The organism is Mesorhizobium sp. WSM4810 (assembly GCF_055811235.1).
Genome location: NZ_JBVVQV010000012.1, coordinates 185,052 through 207,196 on the forward strand (window position 1 = coordinate 185,052; position 22,145 = coordinate 207,196).

Sequence of the window (22,145 nt, forward strand, 5' to 3'; positions counted from 1 at the left end):
AAACGAGGAGTTGAAGCGCGTCGCACGAACCTCGCCAGACGCGACGCGCGTTAGCATCTATCGTCTGTTTTGATCATGAACTTCTCCGAAACCGGGCCCCACTTTTAGGGACCATGTTCCATACCGCTGGCGCAGAATTTGCGCCGAGCGATGCGCGCCCTCCAGATCGAGACGATGCGCGGCTGGCGTCGGTCCCGCAAGCGCCTGTTGGATGGCTTGCGCCAAACCTTCAGGCGTTAGGTCCTTCTCCATCAGCACCGTTGCAAGACCGAGTTCTTCGAGCCTCAGGGTGCGAACCGTCTGTTCGGTTTCCCCGCCGGCTGCAAATGGAACGAGCAGAGAGCGACAACCCGCGCGCAGGACATCGCAGACCGTGTTGTAACCCGCCTGCGAGACCGACAGGCGGGCGCCGGTCAGCAGGCTGGCGAAATCCTCGCGGAACCGGAAGATGGACAGGACCGGCGAGGCATCGCGTGCGATCGCGTCAAACTCGTTTTTCGGCAGGTTTGGGCCGGTGATCAAACACCATTTCCAAGCTTTGTTGGCATTCCGCGCCGCTGCGATGGTGGAGCTGACAAGGCTCTTTCCGGCAGCCCCGCCGCCAACCGACACCAGAACGTCGAAGCGCTCGGAGGCCGCGGGCGATGGCGGCGCGGCAACGAGCCCTGTGTAGGTGACCTCGGCCTTGATCGCCCCAGCCAGTGGAAATGTCTTGTCGATGGTTGCGAAAGCCGGATCGCCATGGACCATGACAAGGTCGAAATGCCTGTTGATCAGATCGACCGTTTCCTCGTTTCGGCCGGGCTTGACGCGCTCCTGAAGGATATCACGGACCGACGTCGCCAGCAGCGGTCTGGGCGACGTCGCGTCGATGGCCTCGATCAGCGGCAGGAGTTCGAACCGCATCTGCCGGCGTCCAAATGGAAACGCCTCGACAATGACGATATCAGGCCTGCAATCCCGGAACGCCTGCAGCAGCATCTCTGAACGCCATCTCTTGAAATCATCGTCGATGGGTTTGCCCTGCAGGTCGACAAGTCCGGAAAATCCTTCATCACCGGAGGTGACAGGTGGCAGGGTTACAGATTTCACACCCACGCCCGGAAACCCCGCGATCGGCGCTCCGCCGGTCACGACGGTTACGTCAAACCCGTCATCGACCAGAGCCGCCGCGATGCGGCTGGCGCGCGCGAGATGGCCGATACCGAGCAGGTGCTGGACATAGAAGAGAGCGCGCAGCCGCTTCATTCGGCGGCCCGCCACTCCCGCTCGAACAGTTCCTTGAGCTGTCCAATGCTTGCCAAATGATCGAAATTACCGCGCACGCGCCGCTCTGCGGCGTCGCCGAGGCGGGCGCGCAGCACGGGATCACGGATCAGGCGCTCCAGCGCCTGCGCCAGGGAAATTGGGTTTTCCGTCGGAACCAGCAGCCCGGTTTCATCCGGCGATAGAAGCTCCGGCACGCCGGAAATATCGGTCGACACGCAGGCAAGCCGCTGGCTCGCCGCCTCCACCAGAACATTCGGCAGACCGTCCCGGTCGCCATTTGCGGTGATCCTGCAGGCCAGGGCGAAGATGTCGGCGCAGCGGTAGTGCTCAAGCACCTCCTCCTGCGCAAGCGCGCCTTTCCAAAAGACGCGGCCATCCAAGCCGAGCTTTTGCGCCAGCGCCTTGAACCGTTCCAGTTCCTCGCCGCCGCCGATATGCTCGAAACGCCACGCCAAATCACCAGGCAAGAGGGCAAGGGCCTCCAGCAACGTATCGTAACCTTTCTTTTCAACGGCGCGCCCGACACTCAGAATGATAACCGGTTCGTCCGGCGCCGAGCCGTCATGCTGTTTTCGCGCCTCGCCGAAACTGCCGAAGCGATCAAGGTCCAGCCCATGATAGCTCAGATGCACAGACGCGTTGCCGTTAGCGAGTTTTTTCAGACGGTCGAAGCCGGTTTTCGTGCAAGTTACCGTCCAGCGGGCCGAGGAAAGCTTGCCAGCCAGATCCCAGTCCGCCGAAGTCCAGATGTCCTTGGCATGGGCCGAGCAACTCCAGGGCAGGCCACGAAGCTGGCTGGCATAGCGCGTCACCGATGCCGGTGTATGCGCGAAATGTGCGTGCAGCCAGCCCGCGTCTTCCGGCCATTCGGCCGCCAGCACGAGCGCTTGCCCGAAGCGGCGCGCGCGATTGCGCGTAAAGTCGCGGCCGAGGTCGATAGCCAGCGATCCGAGCGCGCGCCAGAAGCCCGGCCGAAGCAGATAAGCAAACAGGGAGCGAACCACGCGCAGCGGCTCTTCATGCAGATATTCCGGCAGATAATGGACGGGCGCTTTGATCTCGTCATGCACGGGGTGGCGTTTTGCGTCGGTCGGCCGCCTGAGCGCGAAGAGTATCAGGTCGAACCCCGCACGCTCCAGACCGAGCAGTTCCTGCGCGATGAAGGTTTCCGACAGCCGCGGATAGCCCTTCAGAACCACGACGATCTTGCGATGTTGCAACTCAGATCATGCCTTCAATGACCGAAAGGTGATGGCCGCCCCGCCGGTCGAGCAGTTCCGAGACGATTTCAGAAATGTGAGGCAGCCCTTCCAGCGTCAGATGCGGATGGCTCTGCGATGGGCCGGGCCGGGCCGGCAGCACCTCCAGCGCATTGGCAAACCGCTGGGAATCCTCGGCTTCTTCCGGCAAAAGCATCTCAATGAGGCCGAGTTCGGCTGCGCGCCGTGCTCGAATCAGTTGTTCCTCGCGGGGCTTGACGCGCGGCACGATCAGCGCCGGCTTGTCGAAAGACAGTATCTCGCAATAGGTGTTGTAACCGCCCATCGCCACGACCGCCTTGGCGCCGGCAATGAGATCTTCCATGCGGTTGTCGAACTCGATGATCTTGATATAGGGGATCTTGGCCCCCTTCTTGAGCAGCTTGTTGCGCTTGCGCGCCGGCATGTAAGGCCCAAGCACGATCAGCGCCCTATGCTGCAATTGCGGATCCTGCTGATAGGCATCGATGACACTGTGGATCAGGTCGCCGCCGTCACCGCCGCCACCGGTGGTAACGAGGATATAATCGCCGTCGGGCCGGTGGCCGGGCAACTCGTTCTTCTGCAGGCTCCGTTGCAGGAAACCGACGAACTTCATCTTTGCCCTGACAGCCGGCGGCACGTCCAAACCGATCAGCGGATCGTAGAAATCCGGCGGACCATAGACCCAGACCTTGTCGTAGAACAGGCCTATCTTGCGCATCACATCCCTGTGTGCCCACTCTGCTTCGAGCAGATGCGGCGCGTCCATCACCTCGCGCAGGCCGAGCACGAGCGTGGTGCCCCGCGTCTTAAGGTAGGACAGCGTGTCCTCGATCTCACCGCGCAGGCCAAGCGGTTCCTTGTCGACGATGAAGATATCCGGCCGGAAGGTCTCGGCTGTGTGGCGGATGATCGACTGGCGCATCCTTAGCGTCTCATGCAGATCGATATCCTTTTCCAGCGAGGTGTATTCGCCGTTGCGCAACTTGATGACGCTGGGGATCTTCACGAAGTCGACACGGGCGCGGTAGTCGAAGGCGCCAGCGATAGTCGCACCCGAAATGATAAGCACCTGAAGTCCGCGGAAATCCTCGACCAGCGAATGCGCGATCGTCCGGCAGCGCTGCAAGTGGCCGAGCCCGAACGTGTCGTGGCTGTACATGAGAATTCGAGCATTTTGTACGTGCTGGGTCATTGTTGAACGTCTTTTGGAATTCTCGCCTGAGGACCGTGGACGACCCCGCACGAAACCATCCTCGCGGGTCTGCCGACCTGTTTTGGAGCATGACGGCGCAATTATCAATTACCCAAGAGGGTCCATATGCAGAAGCCAGGAAGCTGCGTCTGCTCAGCTGCCACGCTGGTCCAGAAGAACCTGCATCATTTCTGGTCTTGATCATCTCGGATTGGCAGCGAAGATTCGGATAAGGCGGCGTTGGCAGAAATAGACGTTTCCAAGGTTGGGGTCGAGCGTTCGAATCGCTTCATCCGCTCCAAGTTCTCTCAAGGGAATCAAGCTATTGAGAGGCGCCTTTCGGGACGCTTTTTGCTTACAAGGCCAGCTTTGCCGCCTCCTGAAAGCCGATGTCCGAGTGACCAGGTTGACGGTCTCTCTCGCGCTAAAAGCAGCCATCAAAGGGTGACAGGTCAGCGCTATTTGTCATCTGTCCAAAATCTGCCCCTGCTGATAACCGGCGCTTGCATACATGCCAGTGGTTCTGAATTCTGTCGGACTGACGCCGAAGCCACGTCGGAATACCTTGGCGAAGTAGTTGGGATCTTCGAAGCCGCACATGCCGGAAATATCCTTCACCGGAAGGTCGGCGGACATGGTCAGTAGCTTTGCGGCGCGGTCGAGGCGTCTGTTGAGGACGAACTCAGCCGGAGGAATACCTTCATGCGCTGCGAACACACGTGAGAAATGCGCGCGACTGAGACCGGAAAGCCGCGCCAGCTCATCGACCGGCAACGGCAGATGCAGATGCGCACCGATATAGTCAGTCACCTGACGCACTACCGAATTCTTCGCCACGTCATTTCCGTGCAGTTCGAACACGTCGTCATAGAGTGCCATGGCCGCCTCGTAGGAAATTGCCGAGGCGCGTGCCGGCGTTGAGCCGTCGCCTTTGACCAGCCGGTAGGCGCAGTCGGCCAGATTATCGACGGTCCCTGCCCGAAGGCTGAACACCGGTCCTTTCGTTGCCAGGACTTCTCTATGGATGCGCAACGCTTCCGCCCCATGCATCGATATCCAGAAAAACTCCCAGCGCCCGCCTTTTTCGACCCAGTAGCGGTGCGAATGCGGAACAACCAACAGCATCGTCTCGCCCGGAGCGATGCGGTAGGACCTGGTTCCGTAACGCAGGTTTCCGGTGCCGCTGATGGTGTGCTGTATCACTGTGAACGGCGTCTGCCCGCGTCTGCGGCCATCCCAGCTATAGCCGGCATCCGTTCTCACGTCGTAGCCGGTGCTCGTCGGCATGGTGTGCAATCGCTGCCGAGCGCGCGGCAGGGAAATCATTTTCATCACCGGTCCAAGGTCGACGAGTTTTTGCAGCACAAAATTACCCTACAAAGCACATCTACGCCCTACCGGAGGGGCGTGATCTTACGCATATTGACCAAAAAACAAAAGAGATGAGGATGAAACCCCGGTTGCACGCCGCTTGGTTGCGTGTCTTCCGAATAACACGCCTGGACTGGATTTCTACGAACCGATTTTACCTATCGGTCCAATCCGCTTGCGGGAGAAGGTTCGAATGAGCAGATTTAAGATCGCAATCATTGGCGCGGGCAGCGTCGGTTTCACCAAGAAGCTGTTCACGGACATTTTGTGTGTCCCGGAGCTGCGCGACATCGAGTTCGCACTGACCGACATCAGCGAGCACAATCTCAAGATGATCGAGTCAATTCTCCTGCGGATCGTCAAGTCGAGTCAGCTTCCTGCACGGGTGACCGCGACGACGGACCGCCGCAAGGCGATCGAGGGCGCGCGCTACATCATTAGCTGTGTGCGCGTCGGAGGTCTCGCCGCCTATGCCGACGATATCCGCATCCCCTTGAAATACGGCGTCGACCAGTGCGTCGGCGATACGATCTGCGCCGGTGGCATTCTCTACGGCCAGCGCAACATCCCGGTCATTCTGGATTTCTGCAAGGACATTCGCGAATTGGCCGAGCCAGGCGCCAAATTCCTGAACTATGCCAACCCGATGGCGATGAACACCTGGGCGGCGATCGAATTCGGCAAGGTCGATACGGTCGGTCTCTGCCATGGGGTCCAGCATGGGGCCGAGCAGATTGCCGAGATCCTCGGCGCCGGGGAAGGCGAGCTCGACTATGTCTGCTCCGGCATCAACCACCAGACCTGGTTCGTCGACGTTCGCGTCAAGGGCCGCAAGATCGGCAGGGATGAGCTCGTCGCCGCCTTCGAGGCGCATCCGGTCTTCTCGCGGCAGGAGAAACTCAGGATCGACGTGTTGAAGCGCTTCGGCGTCTATTCGACCGAAAGTAACGGCCACCTGTCGGAATATCTGCCCTGGTATCGCAAACGGCCTGAGGAGACTGCCAAGTGGATCGATATGTCGGACTGGATCCACGGGAAACCGGCGGTTATCTGCGCTATTCGACCGAAACCCGGAACTGGTTCGAAACCGAGTTCCCGCAATTCCTCGAAGATGCAGGAAAGCCCTTCGATCCCGGGCGCCGCTCGAACGAGCACGCCAGCCACATATTGGAGGCGCTCGAGACCGGTCGGGTCTATCGCGGTCACTTCAACGTCAAGAACGAAGGCGTCATCACCAATCTTCCGTCCGATGCAATCATCGAATCGCCTGGTTTCGTCGATCGCTTCGGCATCAACATGGTGGCCGGCATCACGCTTCCGGAAGCCTGCGCCGCGACCTGCATTTCGTCGATTAATGTCCAGCGCATGTCCGTCCACGCGGCAATCTCCGGCGACATCGACCTCCTGAAACTGGCCGTGCTGCACGATCCGCTGGTTGGCGCCATCTGCACGCCGGAAGAGGTCTGGCAGATGGTCGACGAGATGGTTGTGGCGCAAGCGCAATGGCTGCCGCAATTCGCCCATGCGATCGACAGCGCCAAGGAGCGGCTGAGCCGCGCGACGGTAAAAACGCGGGAATGGAAGGGCGTTGCCCGCCGCGAGGTTCGCTCGATCGAAGAGATCAGGGCCGAAAAGGACGCATTGCGCGCGGCCGGCTGAGACATTGGTTGCGATAAGCCAATGTTCCGGAAAACCGGGCGGCCAGGATCGTGCCTCGGCGAATGCGCCCGGGCAGCACGGCACTGTCATCCGAGAAAGCGGAATACCGCTTCTGAGAAAGCGGAATACCGCTTCGATCGAATGCTTGTAGGAGGAGAGCCAGGCCATCGCGGCAGGCCCGAAGCATAAGGGAGAGACCAGGACAATGAACATTTTTGGCCGCATGAAAACCGCCGCCGCGCTCCTGTTTGGTGTATCGGCGTTCGCGATCCAGGCCGTGGCCTCCGAGCCGACGATCGTGCCGGAACAGCCGCCGTTTCCGGCGCAAGGCAAGATCAATTACGTGCCGCGCGATTCAATTCTGGAATTCAAGGCGCTATCCGAATATCGCGAGCCGGAGTGGGTCACCGAAAAATTCGTCAAGACCGGGAAACTGCCTCCGTTGGCCGAGCGGCTGCCGAAGGAGCCGATGGTCTTCAAGACAGGCAACATGCCCGACGGGATAGGCGTCTATGGCGACACTATGCGCCACGTCATCGGCGGCCGGCCGGAAGGCTGGAACTACAGTGCCGGGCAGACGCAAGGCTGGGGCGGCATTGACATTGCGATGTTCGAATGCCTGACGCGCACCGCGCCGCTCTTCCAGGTCGATGCCAAAGACGTCGAGCCGCTGCCCAATCTTGCCCGGAGCTGGGAGTGGTCGGAAGACGGCCACACACTGACGATGAAGTTGATCGAAGGCGCAAAGTGGTCCGACGGAGATCCCTTCGACGCCGATGACGTGATGTTCTATTGGGACGACAATGTCGTCGATCCGAACGTCTCGCCGCTGAACGGTGCAACACCGGAAACGTTCGGAGAAGGCACCACCCTGAAGGCGGTAGACAAATATACGATCGAATGGACTTTTAAGGACGCGTTCCCGCGCCAGCATCTCTATGCGATGGCCTATGGAACCTTCTGCCCTGGCCCCTCGCACATTTTGAAGACCAAGCATCCGAAATATGCGGGCACCACCTACGACGAGTACAAGAACGGCTTTCCGCCGGAATACTTGAATATGCCCGTCATGGGCGCCTGGGTGCCTATCGAATACCGTTCGGACGATGTCATCGTGCTTCGCCGCAATCCTTACTTTTGGAAGGTGGACGAAGAGGGAAATCAGCTGCCCTATCTCAACGAACTGCACTACAAGCTTTCGACCTGGGCCGATCGTGACGTGCAGGCGATCGCCGGGTCCGGCGATATCTCGAACCTGGAGCAACCTGAAAATTTCGTGGAATCGCTGAAGCGCGCCGCACAGGAAACGGCTCCCGCGCGGCTGGCCTTTAGCGCCCGGCTGATCGGCTACAATCTGCGCATGAACTTTTCAGCCAATGGCTGGGGCGAGCCGGACGAGCGGGCGCAGGCCGTACGCGAGCTCAACCGCAACGTCGATTTCCGTAAGGCCGTGACCATGGCCATCGATCGCAAGAAACTCGGCGAATCCCTCGTCAAAGGACCCTTCACCGCGATCTATCCCGGCGGCATTTCCTCTGGCACGAGCTTTTACGACCGCGCCTCGACGGTGTACTACCCGTTCGATCTGGAAGGCGCCAAGGCGCTGCTGGAGAAGGTCGGGTTGAAGGACACGGACGGCAACGGCGCCGTCAACTTTCCGGCCGGTACAGCTGGCGGCTCGGACGTACAGATCGTGCTTCTGGTGAATTCCGACTACAGCACCGATCGCAATCTCGCGGAAGGTCTGGTCGGCCAGATGGAACAGCTTGGCCTCAAGGTCGTGCTCAACACAATCGATGGCGCGAAGCGCGACGCAACCCAGTATGCCGGGCGCTTCGACTGGCTTGTTGGCCGCAACGAGCAGGAACAGACCTCAGTTGTGCAGAACACGACCCAGCTTGCCCCGACCGGTCCGCGCACGAGTTGGCATCACAGGGCAGGAACGGACGGCACGGTCGATCTGATGCCGTTCGAACAGGAACTCGTGGACGTCGTCAACAAGTTCATCTCCAGCAACGACAATGACGAGCGGGCTGATCTGATGAAGCAGTTCCAGAAGGTCTCGACGACGAATCTCGATACGATCGGCCTGACAGAATATCCGGGTGCGCTCATCATCAACAAGCGCTTCTCTAACATTCCGGAAGGCGTGCCGATCTTCATGTTCAATTGGGCGGAGGACACGATCATCCGTGAACGGGTCTTCGTCGCTGCCGACAAGCAGGGCGACTACGAGCTGTTCCCCGAGCAGCTTCCGGGCAAGCCCGGTGAAGGCGGTCCGATCAACTGACCGCAGTCGATTTCCCCTCCGGCGAGCATCCGCCGGAGGGGAGGTTGCGAATTGAACCGTGGAGATACCGCGCCTCGTGAAGGAGCAGATCGCCCACGAGCCACAAGAGAAGCAAACACGATCATGTTCAGATTTCTGCTTGTGCGTATCGCCTCGGCGATTCCTGTCCTCTTCGTCCTGAGCGTCGTGACGTTCGCGATCATCCAGGCCCCGCCGGGCGACTACAGCGACTATGTGCGCTCGCAACTGATCAACCAGGGTGGCGCATCCTTCGAAAAGGCCGACGCCCAGGCGCAGGCCTACAAGATCGCGCATGGCCTCGATAAGCCCTTGCCCCTCCAGTACGTCAACTGGATCACGGGCATCGTCACCCGCGGCGATTTCGGCCACAGTCTCTTCTACAACAAGCCTGTCGCCGATGTGGTCGGCGAACGTTTGCCCCGTACGCTGGCGCTGGCGCTCGTCTGCCATATCCTGGCTTCGGTGATCGGCATCACCTTCGGCGTTTTGGCGGCAACCCGGCAATATTCCTGGGTGGACAGCCTGCTGTCGGGTATCTCGTTTCTCGGCATGACGATACCGCGATTCCTGATGGCGCTGATTATCGTCTATATCCTGGTGTTCCACTTCAATGTCACTGAGATCAACAGTTTCCATTCCGCTCGCTACGGCGGGGCGCCCTGGTCGTGGGGCAAGTTCGTCGACCTGGTCAAGCATGTCTGGCCGGTCATCGCGATCGCCACTTTGGGCGGGCTCGCCTACAACATGCGCGTCATGCGGGGCAATCTTCTCGATACGCTGAACGCCCAATATGTCGAAACGGCTCGGGCCAAGGGCCTGAGCGAGGGCGCGGTGGTCATGCGCCACGCCGTGCCGAACGCGCTGCATCCGCTCGTCATGTATCAGGGCGTCGTGCTGCCCTACATGCTGACCGGCGAGATCGAGACCGCGATCATCTTCGCCCTGCCTACGGTCGGCCCGGCCATCGTCGGCTCGATGTGGGTCGGCGACGTCTATGTCACGGCGACCTTCATGCTGGTTCTGTCGGTGACGCTGATCGTCGGCAACATCATCGCCGACATGCTGCTCGCGGCACTTGACCCGCGCGTTCGTCTTGGGGGAGGGGCCGACGCATGAAAGCCGACGTCCAATCTGTAGTCTGCGCCTCCGTGCCGCCGGCCAAAGGCAACGGCAATGAAACCTATACCGCGCTTGTCTGGCGCCGTCTGAAGCGATCCTGGACCGGCATGATAGGGCTGATCCTTGTCTGCCTCCTGATGATCATGACGATTTTCGCGGAGTTCTTCGCACCCGTCGATCCGAAACTGACCGGCGTCGGTTTCGCGCCGCCGCAGACAATCAGCATGACGGATCGGGAGGGGAACTTCGTCTTTCCGCCGCGCAGCTATCCGATTCGTGAAACAGATGAATTCGACCCCGTCACGTTCCAGCCGATCGTCGGCCCCGACTACGATAACCCGCAGACGCTCGGCTTTTTTGTCAAGGGGTTCGGCTACAGGCTATTCGGACTGATCCCGGCGCAGCGGCATTTCTTCGGCGCCACCGACGGAAGCCCGGTCAATTTCCTCGGCACCGACAAGTTCGGCCGCGATGTGCTGTCGCGCATCATCTACGGCTCGCGCATTTCGCTGATGATCGCCCTGACCGTGGTGTTCATCATCACGGTAGTCGGCACGACGGTCGGCATGGTGTCCGGATATTTCGGCGGAAGGTTCGACGCATGGGTGCAGCGCTTCGTCGAACTGGTGCTCGCCTTTCCGCAACTGCCGCTCTATCTCGCGCTCACCTCGCTGATTCCGGTGACGGCGCCGACCAATGTCTTCCTCGCGTTCGTCATCTTCGTGATGTCGGCGCTCGGCTGGGCACAGCTGTCGCGCGAAGTTCGAGGCAAGACGCTGGCGCTGGCGCGGATCGACTATGTGCGGGCGGCGATGGCGATCGGCGCCACCGACCGCCGGATCATCTTTCAGCATATTTTCCCCAACGTCATGAGCCACGTCATCGTCGCCGTCACGCTGGCGATCCCCAATGTCGTGCTGCTTGAATCCTTCCTCGGCTTCCTCGGTTTCGCGGTGAAGCCGCCGCTGATCTCCTGGGGGCTGATGCTGCAGGATACCGCGACATACTCCGTCATTGGGTCCTATCCCTGGATCCTTGCCCCCGTGGGTTTCGTGCTGGTCACCGTCTTTGCGTTCAATGCGCTGGGCGATGGTCTTCGCGACGCCGTCGATCCCTATGAGAAGGCCGGCACCATGGCTCTGACGGAAAAGACCTCGATGGCGCCGGACGAACGTCACGATCATGCGGTGAGGACCGGCAGTCCGATCATCGACGCCCGCAATGTCGCGGTGACCTTCAAGGTAGAAGGCGGGACGGTCGACGCGGTCAAGGATGTCTCGTTTCAGCTCTATCGCGGCGAGACCATCGCTGTGGTGGGAGAATCCGGCTCCGGCAAGTCGGTGACGGCGCGCACGGTCATGGGCTTGCTCACCAAGCGCGCCGCCGTGGCCGTGCACTCGCGGATCGAATATGATGGGAAAAATCTGCTGAAATTCTCCGACCGGCAGCGCCGGGCGCTGCGCGGCGACCGCATTTCGATGATATTCCAGGAGCCGATGAGTTCGCTCAATCCGGTCTACACGGTCGGCGCGCAGATCATCGAGGCGATCCGCGTTCATCAGAAGATGAGCCGCAGGCAAGCAGCGGAGCGTACGCTGGAGCTGTTGCGGCAGGTGCAGATTCCGGACCCGGAAAGCCGCTTCAACCAATATCCGCACCAGCTTTCAGGCGGTCAGCGCCAGCGCGTCATGATCGCCATGGCGCTCGCCAATAATCCGGACGTACTCATCGCCGACGAACCCACGACGGCACTCGACGTCACCGTGCAGGCGCAGATACTCAACCTCATCCGTGATCTGCAGCAGAAGGTCGGTATGGCGGTAATCCTGATCACTCACGATCTGACGGTCGTTCGCCAGTTTTCCGACTACGTCTATGTCATGAGCCAGGGCGAGGTGAAGGAGCACAACACCACTGAAGCGCTCTTCAAGAACCCGCAGCATCCCTATACACGCCATCTTCTGGCGTCCGAACCAAAGGGCATGGCCAATCCGACGCCGGTGGACTCAGCCGTCATTCTCGAGGGCAGCAATGTGCGGGTGTCGTTCATGCTGAAGCATGGTGGGTTCTTCAAGCCGCGGCTCAAGGAACTCGTCGCCGTCGACAGCCTCAGCCTAAAGCTTCACCGGTACGAAACGCTGGGGCTGGTCGGCGAATCCGGGTCCGGCAAGACGACGTTCGGGCAGGCGCTGGTGAAGCTTCTGACGGCCGACGGCGGCGAAATCTTCTTCGACGGCGAACCGATCCACGCAAGGACACGTGACCAGATGCGGCCGCTCAGATCGCGCATGCAGGTCGTCTTTCAGGATCCGTTCTCCTCGCTCAATCCGCGCATGTCGGTCGGCCAGATCATCGAGGAGGGGCTGATCGTCAATCGGCTCGGCGACGACAAAAGTGATCGGTTGCAGCGCGTGAAGCAGGCGCTTGTCAGCGCCGGGCTTCCGCACAACATCCTGTCGCGCTTTCCGCACGAGTTTTCCGGTGGCCAGCGCCAGCGCATCGCTATTGCGCGGGCAATCGCACTCGAGCCGGAATTCATCCTGCTCGACGAGCCGACATCGGCGCTCGATCTCTCCGTTCAAGCCCAGATCATCGACCTCCTGCGCAAGCTGCAGGACGAGCGCGGACTGAGCTACCTCTTCATTTCCCACGATCTCAAGGTCGTACGCGCGCTCTGTCATCGGGTCGTGGTGATGCAGCACGGTAAAATCGTCGAGGAGGGACCCGTCGACGAGGTTCTTTCCCATCCGAGGACCGCCTACACTGAACGGCTCGTCAGGGCCGCGTTCGAGGTAGCCGCGTAAATCGCAGACAAGAGGCGCAATTCATGACGAGACAACCCAAAATCACGTTCATCGGGGCCGGTTCCACCGTCTTCATGAAGAATGTCATCGGCGATGTGCTGCAGCGGCCGTCTCTTTCGGGCGCTACCATCGCGCTGATGGACGTCAATCCGCAGCGCCTGGAAGAAAGCAAGATCGTCGCCGGAAAGCTGGTCAAGACGCTTGGCTCTGCGGCGACGATCGAGACGCATTCCAGCCAGCGCAAGGCCCTGGAAGGCGCGGACTTCGTCGTCGTTGCCTTCCAGATCGGCGGCTACGAGCCCTGCACGGTCACTGATTTCGAGGTGCCGAAGAAATACGGCCTGCGCCAGACGATCGCCGATACGCTCGGCGTTGGCGGCATCATGCGGGGTTTGCGCACCGTTCCGCACCTCTGGAAAATCTGCGAAGACATGATGGCAATCTGCCCCGACGCAATCCTCCTGCAATACGTCAACCCGATGGCGATCAACACCTGGGCGATTGCGGAAAAGTATCCGCTCATCAAGCAGGTCGGTCTCTGCCATTCGGTGCAGGGAACGGCTTTCGAGCTCGCCCGAGATCTCGAAATCCCGCTCGAGGAAATCCGTTACCGTGCCGCCGGCATCAACCACATGGCCTTCTACCTGAAATTCGAGCATCGGCAGGCCGATGGCAGCTACCGCGACCTTTATCCGGATCTCGTGCGCGGCTACCGCGACGGGCGATTTCCGAAACCCAGCCACTGGAATCCGCGCTGCCCGAACAAGGTGCGTTACGAGGTGCTGACCCGCCTCGGCTATTTCGTCACCGAAAGCTCGGAGCATTTCGCCGAATACACGCCCTATTTCATCAAGGACGGCAGGCCCGATCTGATCGAGAAATTCGGCATTCCGCTCGATGAATATCCCAAGCGCTGCATCGAGCAGATCGAGCGGTGGAAAGGGCAGGCGGCCGCCTACCGGAGCGCCGAGAACATCGAGATCGAGGAGAGCCATGAATATGCTTCCTCGATCATGAACTCGGTCTGGACCGGCGAGCCCTCGGTTATTTACGGCAATGTCCGCAACAATGGCTGCATCACCTCGCTGCCGGAAAATTGCGCGGCCGAAGTGCCGTGCCTGGTCGATGCGTCCGGCATCCAGCCGACCTTCATCGGCACCTTGCCGCCGCAACTGACGGCGCTCATCCGCACCAATGTCAATGTGCAGGAACTGACTGTCGCGGCGTTGATGACGGAAAACCGCGAGCATCTTTATCACGCGGCGATGATGGATCCGCATACCGCCGCCGAGCTCGATCTCGACCAGATCTGGTCGCTGGTCGACGACCTGCTCGCCGCGCACCGCGACTGGATTCCGGAGTGGGCGCGGATCTCGAAAAACGTGCAGGCAGCGTAAGGACGGAACGGTCCTGGTTTGGAACCGCGATATGGCGTCTCCAACGCCGACGTTCAGCCGTACCGGAAGTCATGACCCTGACCGGCCTTTCGGCCGCCGCCTCGGAAGCGGCATTCAGCCGGATGCCAGAGCGTATGAGCCCGCTCCCGTCCTTTTCGATTCGCATCTCAAAAGGCAGACGTCCGGAAAGTGTAGCCGAATGGTCTTTGGCGCCTGGATAAACCCGCCTGTCAGCCAACGAAGAGTACCATCGCAGGATGTAGTTTTTTGAGATTTGGCAGCGATTTCGACTGCCAAGGTATTTCCGAGCTTCCCCGGACAATGAGTTGGATCTCTGGATGCTTTCTGACCTCTATGGTAAATTTGGCCAATAAATTGATGCCCGACGAGTTAAGGAACTCCAAGTCTGATACATGTATCGTTATAGTAGTAGGATTGGAGGTAAGGACATTCATCATTAGCTGCAAAATGGGCGCATAGGCCTCAGAACTGGACAACCTCATTACGCCGTCAAAATACACATCGCTTCCTTCGTTCCACACGCGATAATTTGTCGTTGTTATGTCCACGATTTTGTCTTCATTTCGTTTTAGTTATAAGTTTCTGATGATACCACAATTGAAGCATATGTTTCCAGGCGAACCTGGTCCCTTTCGTCGGCGGGGCTGAAGACCCAAGCCAGGCTCGCGCCATAGTCGTTCATCAACGTCAGCAATCCAAGACCGGAATTTGTTGTCTGAGGGTCCGCGGCATTCTCTTCGATTCGCTGGATCAGGAGCTCACCCGGATCGCCGGCTGTGATCTCCGACAGAAGATTTTGAAATTTAGCGGTTGTTTCGACGTCAACAACATTCGAAACCTTGATTTTAAAGCTTTCCGATTCTATGGCCGCCTCGATCGTGATCTCGCCTGGCGCACGAAACTTGACCGCATTTTCAATCAGTTCGTTGACTAGATAGCCAATGCTGTGTCGCACTTCCCTGTAGTCGTTGCGAGAAGACTGGAAGCGCAGGGCAAAAACGTCCGCGATGAAGTCCGAAGTAGTAGCGCAATGATGCCAACTCAGGTCGAGAGGTCCATCGAACAATCGCACGCGGCTGACGCTCTCTCTCATTCCAATTGCAAAGTCGGCTGTTCCGAACAGTGTTGTCATTCCTACTTGTGCCTCATGATCACGAGCGTGATGTCGTCGTGGATTTTCTGTGTTCCGATATGCGCCATCAGGTCCTCAATAATTCCAGTTTTGATCTCCTCGGCGCTCCTGCGATGATAGTGGCGCGCACTGTTAGAGAGGCGTATCAAACCGAACAATTTTCCCTCCTGATCTTCCGCCTCGGTCACACCATCCGTGTGGAGCACGATCACATCGCCGCTGTTGAACGGAATGTCGCGCGTTGCGATAAACGGCAAGATGTTGCGTTCGAGGCCGATCGGCAGACCAAGATTGGCGGTATCGATACGCTCGATCTCTCCATTTGCACGAACGACGAGAACCTCCTCATGCTGCCCTGACAGGGTCACCCTCCCATTCTCAAAGTCAAGAAAGGCCAGCGAGAGATGCTTGTCGGTGTTGGTCCGTTCGATATTTTTATAGATGGCTCTGTTCAGTCGATCGAGAAACTGACGTGGATTGTCCTCGCCAGTCTCCTGCAGTGCGCGTGCAACGGATTGAACCATCAGCATCAGCACACCGCTTTCGAGCCCGTGGCCTGTCACATCGCCGATCCCGATCTTGACCCGCGATCCCTCTTGCAAGACGTCGTAGTAGTCGCCGCCGACCTCGTCGGCCGGCCGCATATAAGCGGCGATTTCGACCCCGTGGATGGCTTCGAGTTCGCTGGCTCTCGGCAGAACCATCATCTGGATATGTTTGGCAACTGCAAGCTCTGCACCAAGGCGGAGGTTCTCATCTCGCAATTTGCTGTTGAGGGCGGAAATCTCCTGATTTGCGTCTTCAAGCTCCTTCGTTCTTTCATCGACGATTTGCTCGAGATTTTCCGTATGGAAGCTGATCTCCTCCGCCATCCGGTTGAACGCGACCCCCACCTCTCCCACTTCGTCATGCGTCGGAATGCTTACTCGAACTGAATAGTCTTGTGCCTGGAGCCGCTTTGCGGCTGCTGCAAGCGCGCTGAGGCCTGCGGTGATCCGCTTTGAGATTCCGAAGACAGCCGCAAAGACAATCAGGAGCGAAATGATAATTGCGATGATCTGGGAGACCAGGATCCGGTTGGTCGCGCTGGAAATGCTCTGTTGCGCTGCAAGCAGGGAAGCATAGATTTCCCGCTCCGGGACGACGAAGCCGAGCATCTGGTTTTCGGCTGTGATGGACCCCGTGCTGTTCCAGAGATTGACTGCCTCCAGTCGGCGAAGCGCGACGATGTGAGGTTCGGCTTCGCCATCCTCCCAAATCGAAATATGCTTGATGACCGTCTTGTCGTCGGCAGGAAGTTCGAGCGCCGCAACGGCCGAATGCGTACTCTTTTTGAGCGAGCGATCGAGTCCGGTAACGCCTTGACCCGCCGCACCGCTTGCAATCTTGAGCCCGAGCGTTTTCTCGCCTTCGGGCTTGATCGCGAGCACATTGCCATTCGACATGGTGAGAAAACCGAAGCCCGTCTCAGCGACCTTCACGCTTTCGACGATTTCAGCGAGTTGATCGAGCGTTACGTCGGAAGCGACCATGCCGGCGACATCCTTGCGGTCCTTCGTCCAGAGCGGATGGAAGAAACTCACTATGAGCTTACCGGTAATCGCATCGATATATGGGGCAGTCGCCGTGATGTCATCGCCTTTTACGGGGCGCGAATTCGGGTCCCTGATCCACCCCTGCCAGCGCTCATAGACGCCAGGAAAGAAGAAATCCCAGAAATTTGCGTTGTTGTGGCCCGGATAGAGCTTGTCGAAGGTTTGCGCCTGATCGGAGTAAGGAGTCGTGCGCATGATAGGTGCTGCCTTCGGTCCAACGTAATAGACCTGCAACTTCCTGGCGCCTGTTGCCATTTGGCTTGGGCCAAAAATGTCGAACGCCGCACTCTCCTGAATTTTGTGGAGAATTTCGGGCTTCGGTCGGCCATCGGGGGAGAGAAGATATCCCCAGATACTCAAGACCGAAGGCGACCCTTGTGGGCTCTGCATCCAGTTTCCCTTGGGGTCATGTATAAGCGGCGCATTGAAATAGGAGTCCGTCGCCAGCGCGTTGCCGATTGCCTCCTTCGCCTCTGGATGATCGATCAGTCTCTGCATGGAGCCTGCAAGTGCGGTAACCTCGGAGTGCATTTGGTCGAACAGGAGATCGGCGCGCAGAGCAGTCGTCTCGATATAATTCTGGAGGTATTCCTGGCTCGCCTTGGTGAGGCCGCTCTCGATCTGGTACGTCGCGTCGCGGGAAAGCCGGTTGACGTTCCACAGGGCGACGCTCCCACCGACCAGGAGGTCGAACAGCACCGCCCCGCCTACAACGATTATGAATTTCGCGCGGAAGCTGTTAGGCCGGAAAACGGACCAGGGTTTGGGGGAAATGGCATGCGACTCGCTCACAGTGGCTTACGTCCCGATGCAACCCAGATTGGCCAGCCGGCATATCCCTTGGGGTGGAGCGCAGCGAAAATGTGATCCTGGAAACCCTGTCGGAACCGTCTGATGAACGCCGGCGGGTCACCTCGCTTTGTCGCCATCTCGCCTGCATAGACGTTCTCCCATGCCGCGACGACATCTGCGAAGTCCTGCGGATCGCCGTCGTGGTTGGTGACCACGAAAGACTCGACTCGAATGTCTTCGAACCCCGCTTCGACCAGGTATCGACGGCTTTTGGGGCCAAGCTCGATATCCATCTGGAAGTGCGCCCAAAGCTTGGCGACTTCATTATAGGTCCACTGGATGCTATCGGCGCGCGGTTCGCCCAGACAGTGCGAGTTCTTTTCATTCGTGATGTAGACGCGTCCCCCCGGCTTGCAGATGCGAAAGAGTTCCTTGAGAATCAGTTCGGGCTTGTTGAACACCTGCAGGGAGTGTCGGCATGTGACCAAGTCAAACTGATCTTGGTCGAGCAGCATTTCTGACGCGTCGCCATAGGTGTATTCAATTCCTCCGATATCGAACGCCGCAGCCACGCTTCGCGCATAAGCAAGGCTTGATCTGGAATGGTCGAGAGCGACAATCCGTGATGGCTGAAATTCTTTCTGCACGAGTACGGCGAAATCACCAATTCCGCAACAGATGTCGGCCATGATGATACCGGGTTGCATGCCGTGTCGCGGCAAGATTGTGCGCTCGTGGCGCCAAGTCATCTTCGTCTGTGTGCGGAGGATCGGAATGAACCCGCCTTCTTCGAGGAAGCTCTGCCCCGGATAGAAATCACTGTCATACTCTTGAACAGTGATGTTCGCTTCGATTCCGTTCAGGCGCCCGAATTTTCTGGTCGTCCACCCGACAACGCTTGACGTTACGAGTACGAACCTGAGATCTGGTCGAACGCGACAGGCGTCAATAATGACCCGCGAGAAAGCATGAAATGCGGTGTTGTTCATTTGCGTCAATCGTTTGACGTTTACGTACAGAGTGCCGCGTACACGAGCGATTGATTCCTTCAACAGGGCAATGCTGGGCGCAAGCTCATCGATCGATTGGGGCCGCAGTATTCCCGATATCGAGAACTCCTGATCGTTTGCATCGTATTGCGCTCTGAAACGCGGGAAAAGGTTGTACGCGCTCAACTTGGCATGCCCTCAAGCGGAAGATCGACGACAAGAGTGATGATTTCAGCGCCGACTTGCTCGACTCGAAGGGTCGCGTTGTAGTCGATGGCGAGTTCCAGGAGAACGACTTCACGACTGGGCGCGAGGTCTCCGGACACTGAGTTGAGATAGCGCTCCATTGCCTCGGATCCCGTAATTTGAAACACCGCTTCTTCAAAGAATTGTCGTTCTTCGGGCATGCAAGGGAACGTCAGTTCGATCCTGTCCGTCTCGCCCCGGCGGGACACTCTACAGGCTATTTCACCGCCGTAATGCCGCGTACGAAAGGCGACCTCCAATAATTCGTTCAACGCAGAGGAAAAGAGGTTTGAATGCCGTACGGAGTCAGTTCTGTTATGGCTGATCATCCGCGCCGAGTAGGTCGAGAGTTGATCGCAGAGTATCCAATCAGACATAAAAGTTTTGACGTCCAAATCGATCTGGATCATTGTCTCAAAGACTGCTTCGCCATCTTCGGCATGAGAAGCAATATTCATTGGCGTTCCTCACTCGTTTCTGGCTGCATTTTAGTCAAGCGATGCGACCCCTCAGTTTCGTCCACGCCGCTATGCATGGGGCCGGACGCTGGATCGCCAGATTTCGTCCCCACTTTCGCGTATTAGTTCCTTGGGAGATCGCCTGATGAAATCGCGCGTCGCCTCGGCTCCGAGTGGCCGTCCAAGGAAATCGCCCTGGAGGTAATCACAGTCTTCCCTGATCAGCCACTGTGCTTGTCCCGGCGTTTCAACCCCCTCCGCGGTGACGCTTATCCCCAAGCCGTGCGCCATGCCTATGATCGATCGCACGATCGTCTGACTTTTTCGATCGGTTTCTAAGTCTTTTATGAAGTATCGGTCTATCTTCAATGTGTCGAACGGGAAGTTCTTAAGGTAACTCAACGAGGAGTAGTAGGTGCCGAAATCGTCTAGCGCGATCCTTATCCCGAGGACATTCAGGGTATTCAGTGTGTCAATGTTGTCGACGGTTTGCTCGAGAAGAACGGTTTCGGTAATCTCGAGCTCAAGCCGGTCGGCGCGGATTCCGACTGCGTCGACGATCTGAGCAACCGTGTCCGTGAGCGAACCGCTCAGGAACTGCTCCGGCGACAGGTTCACGGCGACCGTCAGTGAAGACGGCCATCTCGTTGCTTGGCGGCAGGCTTCTTCGATCACCCATCGTCCAATCTCGTCCATGAGACCGTCGGCTTCGGCGATCGGTATGAACACGCTCGGAGGAATGGTCCCGACTTCGGGATGCCGCCATCGCAGCAGCGCTTCGAAGCCCACGACCGACGCGGGAGCCCGAATGAGCGGTTGATATTCAAGATAAAGCTCGTTCCGGTCCAGCGCCATTCGAAGACTGCGCCTCAGGTTTTCACGCTGTTCGAGCAGGAGCTGCATCGAGCGATTGAAAATTCGCGCACAGCCGCGTCCGTCTCTTTTGGCGGCATAAAGGGCGATATCCGCGGCCTTCATCAACTGCTCGCCCTCGGTCGCGTGTCCCGGTCCGAATGCAATTCCGATGCTCGCGCCGACGAAGACGGGGATGTCGTTGATCATGAACGGCGCCTTGAATGCTTCAATTAACGCCCCCGCGAGGCGTTCCGCTTCGGCGGGCTGTCCCGTACGCGATTGAATGACGGCGAACTCGTCTCCAGCTAACCGGTATGCGAGTTCGCCGTCCTGCAGCGTGTCCCGGATCCGGCCTGCTGCCAGTTGAAGCAACGTATCGCCCGTGCCATGGCCGAGCGTGTCATTGACCGCTTTGAAACCGTCAAGGTCGATTTGCAGCAGGGCAGTGGCATTTGGCTCATCGACCACCGACAGAGCTTGTTGCAGGTTTTCGCTGAACCCCCGCCGGTTCTGCAATCCGGTTAATGCGTCGTGCGTCGCCTGATGAAGGAGCATCATACGCTCTTGCTCTTCCGGTGAGCCCCGCCCGCCCCGCTCCCTTTCTCTGGATTCAATGATTCCAATTCCATTCGCAGCGCCGAAAACGACAGCGGAACGGGGCGCCTCCCCCAGCGATCGCTGGAGATTGACATTTATTGGAGTGCCGCCGCGCAGCACGCGAACAAATTTTTCGATGAGCTCAGTGTCGACGTTCGGATAAATCTCCCACAGAGCGTCGCCCGCAACTGGCGGGCGGCTGTGGATGCTTTTGAGGTTGGTTGCGTAGTGCGTCAGGCGGAAGTCCTGATCATAGAACGACACACCATCAGTCGTGTTCGCCAAAAAGTCCAGGAGACGTGCTTCGCTGATGGAGGACGGATGACTCGGTGATAGCTCCTCCCTGCTCGCTCCGGCACCCAGCGCTTTCGGACGTAAGAGCCACTTCCAAAGGCGGTACAAAATCCGCATCTCCTCATCCCTACGGTGAAGCTAGCAAACCATAAGGCTAGTTGCAAACCTATAGGTTGCGGCGGTGCTTGCGGGCAAGTCATAGAGACGCCATTGGCCGAACCATTGGCGGAAACGCAAAGTTTGTGCGCGGATGGGCCGGACCGAAGATCCAAAAGGTTCCCCAGCTTCGGAGAATGATGGACATTCGGAGAGCAGATTGAAGGGAAAGTTGTTTCCGCTCTCCCCAGCTTTCGGCCGCACATCCCGCAAACGCTGGGCTTCCGGGAAGCCATGAAGGGGCCGGAGAATTGTTTGGGCAATTTTGAAGGTGGTAGAGGGAGAGCACCTGAAATCCAACCTTCTCCACCCCGACTCGCAACCGGCCCCTTCACGTTGCCGCCATGCACCACGCCCACGGCGAAGCCGCGAATCTTCCTTGACCTTCTTAACGATGTCCGGCAGGGCGGCCACCGCCTTCTCGACGCTCCGACACTGCCAACAGCCCCACCTACAAAAGCCGGCCTAAGTTTTTTAACGGAGGCGGGGAACATGGATGCTGCCTCGCGGTTGGACCCCGGAAAGCCAATTCGCAGCCTGAAGGAAAGCGGCCGAGGTCGCTCTCATGACGCCGCGAACCGGGCCTACGGAGATTAAGCATGCGAGCGCTGGTTTGGCATGGAAAAGAAGACATACGTTGCGAT

At 58.7% G+C, this 22,145-nt stretch carries 14 protein-coding genes and 2 pseudogenes; 6 read left to right on the plus strand and 10 right to left on the minus strand.

Going from position 1 to position 22,145, the window contains the following annotated elements:
• Positions 1-57 precede the first annotated feature (57 nt).
• The 4 genes from AC0L3O_RS19080 to AC0L3O_RS19095 all read right to left on the minus strand — a co-directional run bounded on the left by AC0L3O_RS19080 (position 58) and on the right by AC0L3O_RS19095 (position 5,037).
• Positions 58-1,248: a glycosyltransferase family protein gene (locus tag AC0L3O_RS19080; RefSeq protein ID WP_473535951.1), complete on the minus strand. Its 1,191-nt coding sequence runs from the start codon at positions 1,246-1,248 to the stop codon at positions 58-60.
• Positions 1,245-2,489 (minus strand): glycosyltransferase, encoded by a 1,245-nt coding sequence (locus AC0L3O_RS19085; RefSeq protein WP_287240405.1) that lies wholly within the window; start codon positions 2,487-2,489, stop codon positions 1,245-1,247. The genes AC0L3O_RS19080 and AC0L3O_RS19085 overlap by 4 nt, the downstream gene beginning before the upstream one ends.
• 1 nt (position 2,490) lies before the next feature.
• Positions 2,491-3,705 carry a glycosyltransferase family protein gene (locus AC0L3O_RS19090; RefSeq protein WP_023797956.1) on the minus strand — a complete coding sequence of 405 codons (1,215 nt, stop codon included), beginning with the start codon at positions 3,703-3,705 and terminating at the stop codon, positions 2,491-2,493.
• 465 nt (positions 3,706-4,170) lie between these two features.
• Positions 4,171-5,037 (minus strand): AraC family ligand binding domain-containing protein, encoded by an 867-nt coding sequence (locus tag AC0L3O_RS19095; RefSeq protein ID WP_473616287.1) that lies wholly within the window; start codon positions 5,035-5,037, stop codon positions 4,171-4,173.
• 232 nt (positions 5,038-5,269) lie between these two features.
• On the opposite strand from AC0L3O_RS19095, the pseudogene melA (AC0L3O_RS19100) reads away from it, so the two are divergent.
• The 6 genes and pseudogenes from melA (AC0L3O_RS19100) (at position 5,270) to melA (AC0L3O_RS19125) (ending at position 14,366) form a co-directional block, all read left to right on the plus strand.
• Positions 5,270-6,735, plus strand: a pseudogene (gene melA / locus AC0L3O_RS19100) (alpha-galactosidase).
• A 205-nt stretch (positions 6,736-6,940) separates the two neighbouring features.
• Complete coding sequence (locus AC0L3O_RS19105; protein WP_473616288.1) at positions 6,941-9,025, plus strand: ABC transporter substrate-binding protein; 2,085 nt, start codon at positions 6,941-6,943, stop codon at positions 9,023-9,025.
• Positions 9,026-9,148: 123 nt separating this feature from the next.
• Positions 9,149-10,162 (plus strand): ABC transporter permease, encoded by a 1,014-nt coding sequence (locus AC0L3O_RS19110; protein WP_128173701.1) that lies wholly within the window; start codon positions 9,149-9,151, stop codon positions 10,160-10,162.
• A pseudogene (locus tag AC0L3O_RS19115) lies at positions 10,159-11,283 on the plus strand (ABC transporter permease); the annotation flags it as partial. The gene AC0L3O_RS19110 and the pseudogene AC0L3O_RS19115, both read left to right, overlap by 4 nt.
• A 15-nt stretch (positions 11,284-11,298) precedes the next feature.
• Positions 11,299-12,969 (plus strand): ABC transporter ATP-binding protein, encoded by a 1,671-nt coding sequence (locus AC0L3O_RS19120; RefSeq protein WP_473616292.1) that lies wholly within the window; start codon positions 11,299-11,301, stop codon positions 12,967-12,969.
• Positions 12,970-12,992: 23 nt separating this feature from the next.
• Positions 12,993-14,366, plus strand: coding sequence for an alpha-galactosidase (gene melA, locus AC0L3O_RS19125; protein ID WP_473616289.1), 1,374 nt, complete (start codon positions 12,993-12,995; stop codon positions 14,364-14,366).
• Between the two features lie 230 nt (positions 14,367-14,596).
• Here melA (AC0L3O_RS19125) and AC0L3O_RS19130 read toward each other — a convergent pair whose 3' ends face one another.
• The 6 genes from AC0L3O_RS19130 to AC0L3O_RS19155 all read right to left on the minus strand — a co-directional run bounded on the left by AC0L3O_RS19130 (position 14,597) and on the right by AC0L3O_RS19155 (position 21,462).
• On the minus strand, positions 14,597-14,935 hold the full coding sequence (locus tag AC0L3O_RS19130) for a slr1659 superfamily regulator (RefSeq protein ID WP_023797948.1): 339 nt from the start codon (positions 14,933-14,935) through the stop codon (positions 14,597-14,599).
• A gap of 20 nt (positions 14,936-14,955) precedes the next feature.
• Entirely contained in the window at positions 14,956-15,519 is a 564-nt protein-coding gene (locus AC0L3O_RS19135; protein WP_287240399.1) for a slr1658 superfamily regulator, read from the minus strand.
• A gap of 2 nt (positions 15,520-15,521) precedes the next feature.
• Positions 15,522-17,888, minus strand: a complete 2,367-nt coding sequence (locus tag AC0L3O_RS19140; RefSeq protein ID WP_287240522.1) for a SpoIIE family protein phosphatase — start codon at positions 17,886-17,888, stop codon at positions 15,522-15,524.
• Positions 17,889-17,902: 14 nt separating this feature from the next.
• Positions 17,903-19,081, minus strand: a complete 1,179-nt coding sequence (locus tag AC0L3O_RS19145) for a class I SAM-dependent methyltransferase (protein ID WP_128168955.1) — start codon at positions 19,079-19,081, stop codon at positions 17,903-17,905.
• Entirely contained in the window at positions 19,078-19,599 is a 522-nt protein-coding gene (locus AC0L3O_RS19150) for a ubiquinone biosynthesis methyltransferase UbiE (RefSeq protein WP_287240397.1), read from the minus strand. The genes AC0L3O_RS19145 and AC0L3O_RS19150 overlap by 4 nt, the downstream gene beginning before the upstream one ends.
• Before the next feature lie 69 nt (positions 19,600-19,668).
• Positions 19,669-21,462 carry a putative bifunctional diguanylate cyclase/phosphodiesterase gene (locus AC0L3O_RS19155; protein WP_473616291.1) on the minus strand — a complete coding sequence of 598 codons (1,794 nt, stop codon included), beginning with the start codon at positions 21,460-21,462 and terminating at the stop codon, positions 19,669-19,671.
• Positions 21,463-22,145 lie beyond the last annotated feature (683 nt).